The following is a 14,615-nucleotide window of genomic DNA, read 5'->3' on the forward strand; positions in this document are numbered from 1 at the left end:
CTCGGTGGTGGGCGGGGGCGGCGGCCCGGCGGGTGCGACCCCCATTGTGCCCGACGCGCCTCCGGGACGGCTGGACGGCTGCCGGGCCGCGGACGTCGTTCGCTACGCTTCCCCCATGCTCCTCCCCGTCCTCCTCCCCCTGTCCTCCCCCGTGCCGGCCCTGGACCCGATGTGGGAGTTCTGGCTCGACAAGCCCCTGCGGATCCTGCTGGTGGTGCTGGGCGCCTCGATCCTGTCCGCCGTGGTGCGGCTGCTGATCCGCCGGGTCACGGGAGGAATCGCGAAAGGCAGCCGGTCGCGGATCGTGCGCCGGATGGAGCGGGGCAGGCCGCGCTGGGTCGAGGACGCCGGCCTGGCCGGCGCGAGGCAGTCCCAGCGCGCCCACACCATCGGATCGGTCCTGTCGTCCGTGACGACGGTCGTGATCTGGGCCGTCGCCGTGGTGATGGTCATCTCGGAGCTCGACTACGACATCGGCCCCGTCCTGGCGTCCGCCGGCATCGCCGGCGTGGCCCTCAGCTTCGGGGCGCAGTCCCTCGTGAAGGACTACCTGTCCGGGATCTTCATGGTCGCGGAGGACCAGCTCGGCATCGGGGACGTCGTCGACCTCGGCGAGGCGACCGGGACCGTGGAGTCCGTGGGACTGCGCGTGACGCAGGTCCGGGACGTCAACGGCACCCTGTGGCACGTGCGCAACGGGGAGATCCTGCGGGTGGGCAACCAGTCCCAGGGCTGGGCCCGCTGCGTGCTGGACCTGCCGGTGCCCTACGACACGAACATCGAGCTGGTGACGGAGCTGATCCTGCACGAGGCGGCTCTGCTGCGGGACGACCCGAAGGTCGGCGAGTTCATCACCGAGGACCCGGAGGTCTGGGGCGTCGAGGCCGTGACCGGCGAGTCCGTCACCGTGCGCGTGGCGGTCCGCACCGTCCCCCTCAAGCAGTGGGACGTGGCCCGGGCGCTGCGGCTGCGGATCAAGAAGATGCTCGACCGCGAGGGCCTGCACGTGCCCCTGCTGAACCAGACCGTGGTCCGGCAGGCCGACGCCGGGCCCGCCGCGCCCGGTCCGCCGGAGACGGGCCAGGTCAGGGCCGTCCGGCGTGATGTGCCAGGATCGGACGCATGAGCATCGTCAAGATCAACGCCATCACCGTCCCCGCCGACGCGGGCGACGAGCTGGGCCAGCGCTTCGCCGCCCACAGCGGCTCCATGGCCGGGGTCGCGGGCTTCGAGGGGTTCGAGCTGCTGCAGCCCACGGACGGGCGCACGCAGTGGCTCGTGCTCACCCGGTGGGCCGACGAGGAGTCCTACGACGCCTGGCGGTCCTCGCAGGACTTCGCCCGGGCCCACGGCGGCGGCTCCACCGCCGGGGAGGGCGAGCGCCCCCGTCCCGTGGGCACGGCCTCGGAGCTGTGGTCCTACACGGTGGCCGTCGAGCAGCAGCGGACCGGTGAGCAGCCGTAGGCCGCCGGCGCCCTCAGCGCCGACCGCGACTGCCGGACCGGCGACCCCCCTTGGGCCCGCCGCGACCGCCCCGGGGCGCGCCGGCCCGCCGCGCCCCCCGCGGGGGCTGCCCCCCACGGCGCGACGACGGCGCCTGTGCCGGACCCGCCCCGGACGCCGGCCCGTCCTCCGCGGCCGGGGACGCCGGTGCGGCCCCGCCGCGGGAGCTGTTGAGCCCCCTGCCGCGGACGACGCCCACGAAGTCCTGCACGAGCTCCTCCTGTTCCTCCGGAAGGTCCTGCGGCCACACCAGCGCCACGGGGACCGTGGCGGCATCGGGCACCACCCGGTGGACGAGGTCCTTGCGGTGGTGCAGGCGCGCGAGCGACATGGGCACGACCACCAGCCCCAGCCCTGCGGCGACGAGCTCGACGGCGTCCCGGGCGTGGCGCATCGGAGGCAGCGGGGCGTCCGCGGCGACCGCCTCCGGGGAGCGCAGCCGGTGCCGTTCGGGCAGGGTCACGGGATCCTGCAGCAGCACCTCGTGCACGAGCTCCGCGACCGGGACCTCGTCGAGCAGGGTCAGCTCGTGGTCCCGGGGCAGCACCACGACCTGCTGCTCCGCGTAGAGCTCCACCGCCCGGTACCGCTCGCGCAGTGACGCGAGGTCGTCGACGCCGGGGCGCGGGTGGGCGGCCAGCCGCACGAAGCAGGCGTGGGCGCGTCCCTCCCCCAACTCCTCCTGCCAGGCATCCGTCTCGAGCGGGCGTTCGGCGAGGACGCGGCCCGGGTTGCGGTCCCGCCAACGGAAGAACCACTTGCCGGGCATGACGCCGGGGACGAAGGCGACGGCCAGTTCGGCCGCCTCGCCGGCCGTGTCGGCTGCGGGGTCCTGAGGTCCGGGCGTGTCGTCCATGGCGGCCAATCTACCCACTGCCGGTCCCGCTCCCCGACCACCGGCGGGAACGGCCCCGGACGCGCCGGGTGCCCGAGGTGCGAAACCGGCGCGGGATGTATAGGATGGAACGGTTGCCCGGGGCTATAGCTCAGTTGGTAGAGCGTTTCGTTCGCAATGAAAAGGTCAGGGGTTCGATTCCCCTTAGCTCCACCCCGAGAAAGGGCCCTCATCAGGCATGACGCCGGGTGAGGGCCCTTTGCTCCTCCGGCCTGAACGGGTCAAGACCCCGCTGTGTCCCCGCTTGCGGTCGCGGCGAGCCCCGCAGACCCTCCTGCACGCTCACCAGCCGCCGCAACAGCACCGCGACCACGAACCGGGGGGCTGCCCGTGCGGTGCCCAGCATCCGTCTCGGGCACTGACTGCCGCGCGGTCCCCCGACCCACGGCGACCTCGTGCAGGGCCGGGCCATCCGCCGCTGGGACCACCGCCCCGTCCACCAGCGCCCGGCACTCCGCCACGGTTCGAGCCCGCAGCCTGGACTGCTCCAGCTCCCGCGTCCAGCCAGCGGTCAACCGCTCGGCCGTGGTGGCCCGGTGGCGTCCTGCCCGACGTCCCCGGCACGCTCACGCACGACAGCCTCCAGCGCACGCCGAGCGGCCGCCCGTGGCCTGTGCATGCTTCACCCGCGCCGCAGCGGCCACCGAGGCTCTCGGTGGCAGTCACAGGTGTCGACCCGTGCAGAAACCTCCCTGACGACCGGCCGCACCCGGCCTGCGAGGATGAGGACACCGAGCACCCACCGTCGGCGTACTGCCGCCACAGTTCCGGCCGCGGCTCGTCCTCCGTCATGAGTACGTCGCCGTCGACGACGAACGTCCGGAGGTCCGTGGGGATCCGGGCCCACCCGTCGGGTTCCCTGCGGTCGTGCGAGCGGCGGGTCCCGGCACCGGGGGGCATGCCGGGCGCGGAGGCCCGACGGATTGCGGGAGCGATCTCCTCCGTCAGCTCCGGACCGCCAGGGTGGCGGTGCGAGCCGGGAACGGCGCGCCGACGGGCGACCGTCCTCGTCATGGCCGTCGCTCTCACGGCGCACCCTGACACGGTGGCCGCTCAGCTCGACCGGTCCGTGCCAGGGGCAGCTCCGCTGGCGATCGGCGCCTGCCTGATCTCCACGACGAAAGCGCCCGCACCTGAAGACGGCGGGGCGCTGCGCCGGGGCGCATGATGCAGCACGTCGGCGTCGGGAACGGCGGAGTGGTGCCCGAGGCAGCAGACGATGCATGCGCCCTCTGCCGCGAGGCGGACGGGACGGTTAGTCTCTCCTGCATGATGACTCCGGAGCGGCTCCACGAAATCTGCCGTTTCTACAACCTGTTGCAGACGGCGATGGCGGAGAGCACTGCGCCGCTGCCCATGCTGCAGCGTCAGGTCGTGGTGGACATGATGGGCGAGCTCATTGAGCACGCGAAGCAAACTCTGACGCCATGACGAAGGCGCCCCGCCTTCTCCCGGGCAGGGACGCCTCCGTCGCACCATGGGTGCGTGGCTGGACGGGAACGGGCTGCACGTGGGCGCTTCCCCCCGGAGGCGCCCCTCAGTCCGACATCGAGCCCCCCGGCTCGATGCGTCTAACCGCTAGATAGTCTAGCTAATTGTTACCAGGCGGTCCTGCCGATCGTCTCACCATCTGGACGGAAGAAGGCTCCCTCATCTCGTGTCCCGGGGCGCCCGTCAGGCGAGGTCCTCCCGCAGCTGGGAGAGGAGCACCCCGACCACGTCCATTCCGCCGTCGGTCCCGGCGCGCAGCCGGACGACCTCGGCACCGTGCAGCGCACCCACGGCGTAGCGATCATCACCCGAGCGCGCGAGGGCGGCCGCCGTGCCCGCGAGCCACCGCTCGACGACCGCGGCGTCCATGATCCGGCCCAGCTCGTCCTGGTAGTCCTCCGCGTCACGGGCCGCGCGCCGCAGTTGCTTGCCCGGTCGCAGTCCGGTCCGGCCGAGGACGGCGTCGACGTAGCGCACGCGCTTGACCGCCTTGCGAACCTCGTGCAGGTGCTCCAGCCGCTGCTCCGCGTCCGTCCCGCCGGCCGGCCCCGCCTCGACGCCGCGCTCCGCCACGCGCACCACCTTCCGCAGGGCCCGGTGCACCAGCGCGTCGGAGATCTCGCGCCCCGAGAGCCGGGCACACTCCTCGGTGAGGGGCGGGGCGGCCGCGACGTCCTGGACGTCCGCGAGGAGCCGCAGGTGCTCCTGGCCCGTCACGTGCCGGCGCACCTTCGCGGCCGCCGTCCGCGCCTCCTCCTCGGCGCGCCGCCGCAGGCTCTCCGCCGCGGCGGGTTCCACCCGGCCGTCGAGTGCCTCGACCCGTCCGGCGAGAAGCTCTGCGGTGACCTCCGCGTCCCGCGCCGCGGACAGCGTCCGGGCGAGCTCCCGGAGCCTGGCGTCCAGCTCCTCCGCCGCGTCCCCGTCGAAGAACGGCCTGGCCGCCCTGAGCACGCTGCGCAGGGAGCGGGACGTCACGCGCATCTGGTGCACCGCGTCCGGCACGTCGAGGCGGACCTTGAAGTCCCAGAGCACCAACTGCTCCCCGAGTTCCCTCAGCACCGCGCGCAGCACGCCCGGCCCGGCCACCTCGCCCGCAGTCTTCTCCTTCTTCCCCGCCTTCTTCCCCTTCTTCCCCTTGTCCTTCTTGGCCTTCTCAGCCTGCCGCTTCTGGTCCACGTTCTCCTGCGTCCGGCCGGACTCCGCCGGGGCGTCGTCGTCCTCCTCGCCGAGCGCACGGGCGATCTTCGCCCGGGAGGTGGACGGCTGCCCGCCGGCCGCGAAGACCACGGCCTCGATCGCGGCGAAGATCTGCTCCTGGCGCTCCTCGGGAACCGCGCCGTCGACGATTTCGACCTCCCACTCCGACCACGACCGCGCAGTCCCGGTGCGCTCGTCGACGGCGTCGACCACGTCCACGGCCAGCTCGGCGACCCCAGACCCCGTGCTGTCGCTGACCAGGTGCACCTTCCGGACGGTGCGGAGGGTCGCGACCGGGCGCAGCTCCTGTCCCCCGGTCAGCCCGGCGAGAAGGTTCCGCACGGACGCGGGCATCCGGTCCGGCGTGCGCAGCAGAGGCACCTGCACCTCGTGGCGTCCACCCGGGCCGTGGAACTTCACGTGCCACCCGTCGTCGGCCCCTCCCCTGCGCCGGCGCAGCGCGACCAGCCGCCGCCCCAGGGCCATGTCCTGGGTGTCGTAGTAGACGGCCTCCATGCGGTGCTCCACGGGCTCCGCCGAGACGGTGCACCCCTCCAGCCCGCTCCAGTCCACTCGGGCCTCGGTGCCCTCCGGGAACTCGTACTTGCGCTCGACCTCGCGGTGGGCGACGGCGGTCATGGGTGTCCTCCTGGTCGGGGCCACCGGCCGCCGGAACCGACGACCGGCCGTTGTGGCGATGATACCGGGACGGCGCCGGGCCCCGGGAAACGCCACCGCCGCACGCTCCCGGAGGGTGTGCGGCGGATCGTCCGGCCGGGTCGCGCAGAGCGTGTGCTCAGGCGCGGCGGCGCTTGAGGACGTCGTCGAGGTCGAGGGCGGCGCGGCTCTGCTCCTCGCCCGTGCGCACGGCGTCCTTCAGGCTCGCGGAGCGGGCGGCGGGCTGCTCCGGCACCGGCAGGGGCTCCGGCTCGGGGCGCTGGACGACAAGGGCCTCGGCGTACGTCGGCCGCGGCACGGGCACCGGCTCCCACGTGCGGGCCGGGGCAGCGGGGGCGGACTCGCGAGCCACCCGGAGCGCCTCGGCCCGCAGCTCCTCGACCGTGAAGGCCGCCGGGGCGGGCATCCGGGGCTGCTCCTCGGGGGTGGGCAGGTCGAGACCCTCGGCGGCCTGTCGCGACTGGTCGCGGGCCTCCTCCGCCACGGCGTGCTCGTTGTCGAACAGGGCGACGTCCTGCCGGGGCGCGTGCGGCTCCGCCTCCGGAGCCCGCACCGCGGGACGCGACGCGCGGCGGGCGGCCCGGTCCTGGACGGCCAGGTAGCGCAGAGCCAGGACGGAGCCGGTGCCGACCAGCAGCAGGAAGACCGGCCACGGCCAGCTCACTGCGGCGGAGAACGGGGCGACGACCGCGGTGACCAGGGCGGCCAGAAGGGCGGCGCACCCGGCGAGGAGGATGCCGGCGCGGTCCCGCTTGATGCGCAGGGGTCGTCCTCGGGAGCGTCCGGGGTTTCCGTCGGCGGGCCGGGAGACGGTGTCGGTGGTCGCCATGTTGTTCCTCCGTCGGCGGGACGCGGGTGAGGGCTGCTCGATCGGCGCGGGGGGACCGTCCGGGGCGGGACCGGTGCCGGTGACCTCGACCTGCGCCTCGACGAGGGCTTCCCGGCGGCGCTGCAGTCGCGGCACGACCCAGAACATCGACAGCGCGCACACCACGGCCAGCACGGCCGAGCTGCTCACCCAGATCATGGTCGCGGTCCTGCCTTCGTGGTCGCTGGATCGAGCGGACGAGAGCCGCCGGCGCGCTGCGCCGGCGTGTCCGGGGCCCGGGCTCGGGCCGTGAGCGACAGCCTACTACCGCTCGGGCGCGCCTGTGGGTATCCCTGTGGACACGACCGGTCGCGTCACTGCCACACGGCGGGGCGGTCCGAACCCGTGAACCGGCGGACGAGTCCTCCGGGCACCTCCGGCGCCGTGAGCGCGAAGCTGCGGTGGTCCGTCCAGCGCCCGTCGATGTGCAGGAAGTCCTTGCGCAGCCCCTCGTCCCGGAACCCGAGCTTCTCCACCACCCGCAGGGACTTGGTGTTCTCCGGCCGGATGTTGATCTCCATCCGGTGCAGCCCGACGCCCTGGAAGCAGTAGTCGGTGGCCATGGCGACCGCCATGGGGGCCACGCCGCGCCCCGCCTGGTCCCGGTCCACCCAGTAGCCCAGAGTCGCGGACAGGAACGACCCCCACGAGATCCCGGAGACGGTCAGCTGGCCGACGAGACCGAACCGCTCCGTCCCCGGGACCCGCTCCGTGATCAGGAACGGCAGGGCCGTGCCCTGCCGGGCCTGCCGGTCGAGGGTGCGCACGAACTGCCCGAACGTGGGCGACGCCCCACCGGGTGCCGGGTTCGTCGCCTCCCAGGGGTCGAGCCAGTCCCGGTTGCGGGCGCGCACGACGTCCCACTCGCGGCGGTCGCCCCGGGCCAGCGGGCGCAGCCGAAGGTCCCCCCACGAGACGGTGACGGGCCACCGGAGCTGTCCGGCCACGGCAGCGCGGCCTCTCAGCCGACCGGCAGGGTCCGGGTGTACTCCCTGAGCCACTCGCACAGCTCGGGCCCGAGGTCCTCGCGCTCCGAGGCCAGGATGATGTTGGCCTTGAGGTAGCTGAGCTTGTCCCCGGTGTCGTAGCGCCGTCCCTTGAAGACCACCCCGTAGACCCCGCCGCCCTCGCCCTCGCGCTGGGCGAGGGTCTGCAGCGCGTCGGTGAGCTGGATCTCGTTGCCGCGCCCGGGGGCGGTGCTCTCGAGCACCTCGAAGACGTCCGGGTGCAGCACGTAGCGGCCGATGATGGCCAGGTTGGAAGGAGCCTCCTGAGGGGACGGCTTCTCCACGAGCCCGTTGATCCGCACGTACTCCTCGCCCGCCACGGCCGTGACGTCGGCACAGCCGTAGGCGCTGATCTGCTCCTGCGGGACCTCCATGAGCGCCACGACGGAACCGCCGGTGCGCTCCTGAACGGCGATCATCTCGGTCAGCAGGGCGTCCCGGGCGTCGATCAGGTCATCGCCCAGCAGCACCGCGAAGGGCTCGTCGCCGATGTGGATCTTGGCTCGCAGCACCGCGTGGCCCAGACCCTTGGGGTCCGCCTGGCGCAGGTAGTGGATCTCGCCGAGCTCGGAGGCGTGCTCGACCTCCCGGAGCAGCTCGGTCTTGCCCGACTCCTCGAGCTGGTGCTCCAGGGCCGGCACCCGGTCGAAGTGGTCCTCCAGCGCCCTCTTGGAGCGACCGGTGATCATCAGGACGTCCTGGAGGCCGGCGTCGACCGCCTCCTGGACCACGTACTGGATGGCCGGGCGGTCCACGACCGGCAGCATCTCCTTGGGCATGGCCTTCGTCGCGGGCAGGAATCGGGTGCCGAGCCCGGCGGCGGGGATGACGGCCTTCCGGACCGTCCGGGGGTTGCTGTTTCCACTCATGGGCTCAGGCTAACGGATCGGGGGCGCGGGCCAGGGGATTCCCGGCCGGGCACGGTTGCCCGCCGAGGCGGCCGCGGCTAGCCTCGCACCACCGGCCCGGGAGGGCCGGTGCGTCCGGGGCGCCGCCCCCGGCCCGATCGCCGGACAGGAGCGGACACGACGATGACCGACCCCCGTGGCCCCGCCGAGGCGAAGGCCCACCTGCGCCGGGAGCTGCTGGCGGCCCGTGCGCGGCGTTCCCGGGCCGCCCGGGCGCACGCCGCCGTCGCGTTCGACCGGCACCTCGCGGAGCTGCTGGCCGACCGCCCACACCTCGACGTCGCCGCGTACCTCCCGCTGGCCACGGAACCGCCCCTCGAGCCGGCCCTCGTCACCGCCCACCACCGCGGCCACCGGATCTGGGTGCCCGTGTGCGAGCCCGGGCGCCGGCTCGCGTGGGCACGGTGGTCGCCGGGCACCCCCGTGCGGACCGGCGGCGCCGGCGGTCTGCGCGAGCCCGTCGGCGCCCGCCACGGCGCCGAGGTGATGCACGCGGTGGGCCTGCTGCTGGTGCCCGCGCTCGCGGTGTCGCCCGACGGCGCGCGGCTGGGCTTCGGCGGCGGCTACTACGACCGCTTCCTCGCCGCGCTGCCGCGCACGGCGCACCCGGAGCTGCGCACCGCGGTGTGCGTCTTCGCCGACGAGGTCCTCCCGGCCGGGACCGTGCCGGTCGAGGAGCTCGACGCCCCGGTGCCGCTGGCCCTCACGGAGAACGGGACCGTGCGCCTGGACGGACCCGCCGGCCCGGTGCCGGGAACGCGGTAGGATCGGCAGTCGACCCCTTCGAGTGCCAGCGAGCGCACTCGTCGACGCTTCCGAGGAGGATCCATGCCCGTCTACGCCTACGCCTGCAAGGACTGCGGCCACGCGTTCGACATCCGCCAGTCGTTCAGCGAGGACGCCCTGACCGTCTGCCCGGAGTGCGACGGGGGTCTGCGCAAGAAGTTCAACACGGTGGGCGTGGTGTTCAAGGGCTCCGGCTTCTACCGCAACGACTCGCGCTCCGGCGGCGCGGACTCGGGCGCGGACTCGGGCGCGTCCACGTCCTCCTCCGACGGGGCCGCACCGGCGGCGGCCGCCGCGAAGGCCGAGGCCCCGGCGACCGCGGGCGCGTCCTCGTCGTCCGCGGCCACGAGCGCGGGCGTGCCCTCCGACTGACCGGGCCTCCGGACGCTGTCCCGGCGTCCGGACTGCACGGAAGAAGTCCTCCGGGCCGCGGCCCCCGCCCCTCCCCAGGCGTTCCCGGCGCATCCGGGGCCGGGGCGCCGTCCCCGTAGTGTGCGGCGCATGAGCCGACGCCCCCGGACCGTCCGACGCCGCTACCCGCTGTCCCTGCATCTGCGCTCGGTGCTGTCCCGGCGCCGCCGGCTGGTGGCCGCGCTGCTCCTCGGGCTCGCGGTGGGCCTGGTGGTCCTGCGGCTCGGACCGCCCCAGACCAGGACGGTACCGGTGGTCACCGCCGCCGATGCGCTGCCCGCGGGAACCGTGGTCGCTCCGGAGCAGCTCGTGGTGGCCGCCTATCCGCCCGGGCTGGCGCCGGAGGGCGCTGTCGCCGATCCGGCGGAGCTGTCCGGGCGCGTCCTCGCGGGCGCCGCGGGCCCCGGGCAGCCGCTGACGGAGACCGCGTTCGTGGGACCGGGCCTGCTGACCGGGCAGGCCGAGGGCGTCACGGCGGTGACCCTGCGCATCGACGATCCCGGAGTGCTGCGGCACGTGCGCGCGGGCGACCACGTGGACGTCGTCCACCTGTCCGACGGTGCCGCACCGGGCGACCGCCACGTGCTGGGTCGGGGCCTGCCCGTGCTGTGGGTCCCCGCCGCGGGTTCCGGCGGGGACGGCGGCCTGCTCGCGGGGACCGCGGCGTCCGAGGAGGAGGGACTGCTGGTGGTGGGGGCCCCGCAGGAGGGCGCCGCGCAGCTCGCGGGCACCAGCGGCACCGGGCGCACCACCGTGGTGCTCGTTCCGGCGCCGGTCAGTCCCAGTGCGGAGGCCGCTGCGCCCTGAGCCACTCCTCGTGGGCCCGCTCCCCGCTCCCGTCCGCGCCTTCCCCCTCCGCCCGGGGCGCCCGACCGTCCAGGCCGGGCAGGCGCGGCTCCGCCCCGGTGAACGTTCCTCCGGTGGCTCGCCGCGGACCGCGTCCGCGCGGGCGCGGCGGCACGTCCTGCCCGGGCGTGGAGTCCTCCGGCTCGCCCGGCACGGGTGCCCCGCCGGGCAGGCGGGACGGATCAGCCGGCACGGGTGCTCCGCTGCGGGCCGGCGGGCAGGCCGAGATACCGACGGATCAGCTCGGCGACGGTGTCCGGGTCGGTGAAGACCTCGATGGTCCACAGCGTGAGGTAGTTCCAGCCGGTGCGCTCGAGCTGCTGGGGCCGCAGCCGCGAGCGCTCCCGCACGGACAGGGCGGCGTTCTCCGCCGAGCCGTCGGACTGCCCGGCCACGGGGATCCGCAGCGGCCGGTCCTCGTCGCCGGCACGGCCCGGCACCGCGGCCCCCGCGGACATCGACTCCGTGCCGGCCCAGGCGACCAGGTCGAGGACGCCCGCGTAGTCCAGCCGCACCGAGGCCCCGCGCTCCTCGAGCCGGCGGGCGAGGTCGACCACCAGGGCGTCGTCGTGGGTGTCCCGGGCGCGCTCCTCCCCCGGGGGCGGGCCGCCGAGGTGCGCGGCGAGCACGCGGGCGAAGTCCCGGGCCCCGTGCTGCAGGCCCTTGCCCTCCATCTCGCCCGGGTGCAGGGAGGTCACGATCCGGGTGGTGTGGCGGGCCCGGGTCATGCCGAGCACGAAGTGCTGGCGGCCGTGGCGCTCGGACAGTGCCCCGAGGTACGGCACGGTGCGCCCGTTGGCGGTCTTGCCGAAGCCCAGCGAGAAGATGACCGTGTCCCGCACGATGCCCGCCGCCCGGTGCAGGTCGACCACCCGGAAGGACTCGGGGCCCGGGGCGAAGAAGGCCGCGGCGGCGGGCTCCTCGCGCATCCGCTGCCGGACGGCCTGGGCGATCCGCGCGGCGTGCACGGCGCTGGCCGTGACCACGGCCAGCGACCGGCGCGGGTGGCGGGCCGCGTGCTCGAAGACCATGTCCACGACGCGCCGCACCTCGGCGGCGGGCGCCTGGATGCCCTCGATCCCGGCGGTCAGGGCGCCCACGCCGTCCGGGACGTACTCGACGTCGAGGACGGGCGTGGCCCCGGTGACGGACTCGCCGTGCGGGAGCCTGCTCAGTCGTCCGCCGTAGAACTGATCGTTGAGGTGGCGGAAGACCTGTTCGTCCATGGACCGGTACACGGTCCGCAGCGTCCGTTCCGGCACCACGCGGGACAGGGCGTCGAAGGCGCTGTCCACCTCGACCACCGGCTGGGTGCCCGGGGCGGGGACCGCGGTGGGCGCCACCGTGAACGGCTGCGGCCGGCCGAGGTGCGGATCCCCGAACGCGATGACCTGCCGGCACCGGGTCAGCGCCGGCAGCACCGCCGCGAGCGGGGAGCTCTCGGCGTCCAGCACCACCACGGCGTCGAACTCGTGGTCCTCGGGCAGCGCCGCGGAGAGCACCAGCGGACTGGCCGTCCAGACGGGCACCAGCGAGCCGATCAGCTCGCCGGCCGAGGTGCTGACCTCTTCGAGCGGGGCCGCGCCGGCCCGGAGCATCGGGCGCAGGGCGGCCGCCGCGCGCGGGGAGCGCCGCACGGTGCGCTGCCAGCGGTCGGCGAGCTCCCACAGGAGACGGCCGGCCCCGGAGGCCACGTGCGCGGCGTCGGCCCGGCGGAACAAGGACTCCGCCTTGCGCAGCGTGTGGCCCTCGGGCATCGCCAGGAAGTCGTCGCCGGTGACCATGGCCTCGAGCGTGGACTGCCACCAGGCGAGGTCGAACTCCCCGGGGACCTCGGCGCGGGGCACGGTGCGCCGGATGAGGTCGTCCACGAGCTCGCCGAGGCCCTGACCACGCAGCTCGTCCAGCAGGACGGTGCGCTCGGGCAGCACGGCGAGGTTCTCCTCGTCGTTGATGAGCCCGTCCAGGGTCTCGCGCAGCCGGTCGATCGGCTGCCCCAGGAGGTCGTCGCCGGTGGGCGAGCCCTCGAGGGCGATGGCCAGGCCCTCGAGGTCCTCCACGAAGCGGGCCTGGACCGCCACGAGCTCCTCGACCCGCTCGGAGACCATCGGGTGCGTGGACGAGGTGGCCCACTCCCGCCACCGCTCCCGCTCCGACTGCACGCGCAGCAGGGCGCTGTGCAGGTCCGAGAGGTGCACCCCGTGCCGGATGTACTCCTTCGCAGCCTTGCGCAGCCGTGAGCGCTGCAGCCCGGTCATCTCGATCCCGTGCTCCCGCCGCCAGCCGGATCCGGCGGTCGCGGCGACGAGGTCCGTCACGGGGCGGTCGTAGATGTCGGGGGTGAAGCGGGTCAGGGAGTCCTGGACCTCCTGCAGCAGGCGCAGCTGCCGGCCCCACTCCGGGACGGTCGTGCCGCCGCGCAGCCCGCCGGTGGCCAGCACGTGCCGCATCCCGGTCTCGAGGGTGGTCAGCTCCAGCAGCAGGGACTGGGCGAGCCGGTGCGCCTGGCGGGCCTCGTCCTCGTTCACCAGGCGCGCCCCGGTCCAGGGCCCGGCGAGGGTCCCCGCGTCGAAGGCCCCGAGCTCGGCGGCGCGCTCGAGCCGGGCGACGACGTCGCCCCGTTCCGACACGGCGTCGAGCACCGAGCGCGGGAACCGCACGGCCGTGGCGGGCGCCGGCCGGCGGGAGGTCAGCTCCGCGAGCGCCTGCACGGCCCGGTACGGGGAGACGGACCACCGCGGCCGCACGGTGTGCAGGGACCGCACGTGCTCGGCGAGCCGGTCCCGGCTGGTGCGCAGCGTCTCGTGCAGCTCGGCGAGGTCCGGGCGCTCGGCGCGCTCGTTGCGGGCGACCGCCCGGACGAGCTGCTGGGCCACGTCGGTGTCGCTGAGCTGGGAGGAGAGCGGCAGCACGGCGGTGCCCAGGCCCAGCCCGTCCATCCGCCGCCCGAACGCGGCGAGCGTGGTGCGCCGCTCCCCCAGGACCAGGACGGTCCGGCCGGCGGCCACGAGGGTGCCCACCGTGTTGACGGCGGTGTCGAGCTGGCCGGTGCCGGGGGCCGCGGTCACCACGAACGAGTGCCCCTGCGCGGCGAGGTCGAGGACCTCCTGCTGGGGGCCGTCGGCGTCGAGCAGCAGCAGCTCGTCGGCGGGATCGCGCTCGTCGAGCGGGGGAGCGTCCTCCGTGATCTCCTCGACCTGGGGGATCCGTCCGACCGCGGAGTCCTTGAGCCGGGCGAGGTCCCGCACCACCGCGGTGCGGGCCACGACCGACAGGTCCGCGGGACGGTCGTGCAGGTCGGCGAACGTGGAGACGAGCAGTTTGTGCTCGACGTGCATCCCGGGCACCGCCCCGGCGAGGGTGCGCAGCGTCTCCAGGGCGGGGGCCGGGTCGAGCCGCCGGGTGCCGTAGGCGAGCCGGGCGAGCTCGCCGGAGGTCAGGTCCACCCCGTGGTCCGCGGCGAGCCGGCGGACCATGGCGGGGTTGAGCCGGGCGGGGCCGACGAGCTGGAGCTCGAAGTCGTCGAGGTCCGGGCGCGGCTTCAGGGCGAGGGGGGCGAGCAGGACAGGGGCGATCCAGCGGCGCTGGCCGGCGCCGGTCGGGTCGGAACCCTTGGGCCGGGCCAGCCAGGACGCGGTGCCGGCCGCGAGGTAGGCGGCGTCCAGTCCGTGGTTGACCGACAGCTCGTGGGTCTTGGTGCGCAGGGACCGGGCGGCGCGGACGGCGTGCCCGTAGGCCTCGGGGTCGTGCACGATCGTGGACAGGCGGGTGGGGCGGCCCATGAGCAGCTGCGCCTGGCCCGACGAGTTCGCCTCGGTGAGGTCGATGCACACGTTGTCGACCTGGTTGAAGTCCAGCAGCGTGTCCGGGCCCGTGTAGGCGTCCATCTGGCGGGTCCAGGGCTGCAGCGAGACGCGCGGGGAATGCGCCCCGGAGGTGTCCGACTCCTCGGGGGTGCGGTCGGCTCCGATCGACATGGTTCTCCTCCTGCGCCTCGGCCCGGGGGCCGGGCACCGCTCACGCAC

12 protein-coding genes and 1 tRNA gene are annotated in these 14,615 nt (G+C 74.8%); 7 read left to right on the forward strand and 6 right to left on the reverse strand.

The genetic code is table 11. The features are described 5' to 3' along the window. Window positions 1–115 precede the first annotated feature (115 nt). Together ACFYE1_RS00995 and ACFYE1_RS01000 are read left to right on the forward strand one after the other, a co-directional pair. Window positions 116–1,126, forward strand: coding sequence for a mechanosensitive ion channel family protein (locus ACFYE1_RS00995; RefSeq protein ID WP_387738996.1), 1,011 nt, complete (start codon window positions 116–118; stop codon window positions 1,124–1,126). Continuing rightward, window positions 1,123–1,464: an antibiotic biosynthesis monooxygenase family protein gene (locus tag ACFYE1_RS01000; protein ID WP_387738997.1), complete on the forward strand. Its 342-nt coding sequence runs from the start codon at window positions 1,123–1,125 to the stop codon at window positions 1,462–1,464. Before ACFYE1_RS00995 ends, ACFYE1_RS01000 begins: the two co-directional genes overlap by 4 nt. Before the next feature lie 13 nt (window positions 1,465–1,477). On the opposite strand, the gene ACFYE1_RS01005 is transcribed toward ACFYE1_RS01000, so the two are convergent. After that, window positions 1,478–2,359: a LysR family transcriptional regulator substrate-binding protein gene (locus ACFYE1_RS01005; protein ID WP_387738999.1), complete on the reverse strand. Its 882-nt coding sequence runs from the start codon at window positions 2,357–2,359 to the stop codon at window positions 1,478–1,480. A gap of 119 nt (window positions 2,360–2,478) precedes the next feature. Between ACFYE1_RS01005 and ACFYE1_RS01010 the strand changes: the two genes are divergently transcribed. Both ACFYE1_RS01010 and ACFYE1_RS01015 read left to right on the forward strand, forming a co-directional pair. Next, a tRNA-Ala gene (locus tag ACFYE1_RS01010) sits at window positions 2,479–2,551 on the forward strand. Between the two features lie 1,011 nt (window positions 2,552–3,562). Then, window positions 3,563–3,829, forward strand: a complete 267-nt coding sequence (locus ACFYE1_RS01015; protein WP_387739001.1) for a hypothetical protein — start codon at window positions 3,563–3,565, stop codon at window positions 3,827–3,829. Window positions 3,830–4,072: 243 nt separating this feature from the next. Here ACFYE1_RS01015 and ACFYE1_RS01020 read toward each other — a convergent pair whose 3' ends face one another. From ACFYE1_RS01020 to galU, 4 genes are all read right to left on the reverse strand, one after another. Then, window positions 4,073–5,725 (reverse strand): CYTH and CHAD domain-containing protein, encoded by a 1,653-nt coding sequence (locus tag ACFYE1_RS01020; RefSeq protein ID WP_387739003.1) that lies wholly within the window; start codon window positions 5,723–5,725, stop codon window positions 4,073–4,075. A 157-nt stretch (window positions 5,726–5,882) separates the two neighbouring features. After that, the gene (locus ACFYE1_RS01025) at window positions 5,883–6,791 is read right to left on the reverse strand and encodes a hypothetical protein (RefSeq protein WP_387739006.1); all 909 of its coding nucleotides are present in this window, start codon (window positions 6,789–6,791) and stop codon (window positions 5,883–5,885) included. A 155-nt stretch (window positions 6,792–6,946) separates the two neighbouring features. Then, window positions 6,947–7,579, reverse strand: coding sequence for a GNAT family N-acetyltransferase (locus ACFYE1_RS01030; RefSeq protein ID WP_387739008.1), 633 nt, complete (start codon window positions 7,577–7,579; stop codon window positions 6,947–6,949). Window positions 7,580–7,593: 14 nt separating this feature from the next. Continuing rightward, window positions 7,594–8,508: a UTP--glucose-1-phosphate uridylyltransferase GalU gene (gene galU / locus ACFYE1_RS01035; RefSeq protein ID WP_387739010.1), complete on the reverse strand. Its 915-nt coding sequence runs from the start codon at window positions 8,506–8,508 to the stop codon at window positions 7,594–7,596. A 162-nt stretch (window positions 8,509–8,670) separates the two neighbouring features. Here galU and ACFYE1_RS01040 point away from each other — a divergent pair, with 162 nt between their 5' ends. The 3 genes from ACFYE1_RS01040 to ACFYE1_RS01050 all read left to right on the forward strand — a co-directional run bounded on the left by ACFYE1_RS01040 (window position 8,671) and on the right by ACFYE1_RS01050 (window position 10,551). Beyond that, complete coding sequence (locus ACFYE1_RS01040; protein WP_387739013.1) at window positions 8,671–9,312, forward strand: 5-formyltetrahydrofolate cyclo-ligase; 642 nt, start codon at window positions 8,671–8,673, stop codon at window positions 9,310–9,312. 63 nt (window positions 9,313–9,375) lie between these two features. Next, on the forward strand, window positions 9,376–9,705 hold the full coding sequence (locus ACFYE1_RS01045; protein WP_387739015.1) for an FmdB family zinc ribbon protein: 330 nt from the start codon (window positions 9,376–9,378) through the stop codon (window positions 9,703–9,705). Window positions 9,706–9,834: 129 nt separating this feature from the next. After that, complete coding sequence (locus ACFYE1_RS01050) at window positions 9,835–10,551, forward strand: SAF domain-containing protein (RefSeq protein WP_387739017.1); 717 nt, start codon at window positions 9,835–9,837, stop codon at window positions 10,549–10,551. 221 nt (window positions 10,552–10,772) lie between these two features. On the opposite strand, the gene ACFYE1_RS01055 is transcribed toward ACFYE1_RS01050, so the two are convergent. Continuing rightward, a complete protein-coding gene (locus ACFYE1_RS01055) occupies window positions 10,773–14,567 on the reverse strand; it encodes a hypothetical protein (RefSeq protein WP_387739019.1) in 3,795 nt (1,264 codons plus the stop codon). Window positions 14,568–14,615 lie beyond the last annotated feature (48 nt).

The sequence above is a fragment of the Kocuria nitroreducens genome (assembly GCF_042879195.1).
GTDB classification, from domain to species: Bacteria; Actinomycetota; Actinomycetes; order Actinomycetales; family Micrococcaceae; genus Kocuria; species Kocuria nitroreducens.

Bases quoted from the DNA above. Each gene is read 5' to 3' on its own strand.
- ACFYE1_RS01015 (WP_387739001.1), top strand. From the start codon at position 3,563: ATGATGCAGCACGTCGGCGTCGGGAACGGCGGAGTGGTGCCCGAGGCA.
- ACFYE1_RS01045 (WP_387739015.1), top strand. From the start codon at position 9,376: ATGCCCGTCTACGCCTACGCCTGCAAGGACTGCGGCCACGCGTTCGAC.
- ACFYE1_RS01055 (WP_387739019.1), bottom strand. From the start codon at position 14,567: ATGTCGATCGGAGCCGACCGCACCCCCGAGGAGTCGGACACCTCCGGG.
- ACFYE1_RS01050 (WP_387739017.1), top strand. From the start codon at position 9,835: ATGAGCCGACGCCCCCGGACCGTCCGACGCCGCTACCCGCTGTCCCTG.
- ACFYE1_RS01020 (WP_387739003.1), bottom strand. From the start codon at position 5,725: ATGACCGCCGTCGCCCACCGCGAGGTCGAGCGCAAGTACGAGTTCCCG.
- ACFYE1_RS01025 (WP_387739006.1), bottom strand. From the start codon at position 6,791: ATGATCTGGGTGAGCAGCTCGGCCGTGCTGGCCGTGGTGTGCGCGCTG.
- ACFYE1_RS00995 (WP_387738996.1), top strand. From the start codon at position 116: ATGCTCCTCCCCGTCCTCCTCCCCCTGTCCTCCCCCGTGCCGGCCCTG.
- galU (WP_387739010.1), bottom strand. From the start codon at position 8,508: ATGAGTGGAAACAGCAACCCCCGGACGGTCCGGAAGGCCGTCATCCCC.
- ACFYE1_RS01040 (WP_387739013.1), top strand. From the start codon at position 8,671: ATGACCGACCCCCGTGGCCCCGCCGAGGCGAAGGCCCACCTGCGCCGG.
- ACFYE1_RS01000 (WP_387738997.1), top strand. From the start codon at position 1,123: ATGAGCATCGTCAAGATCAACGCCATCACCGTCCCCGCCGACGCGGGC.
- ACFYE1_RS01005 (WP_387738999.1), bottom strand. From the start codon at position 2,359: ATGGACGACACGCCCGGACCTCAGGACCCCGCAGCCGACACGGCCGGC.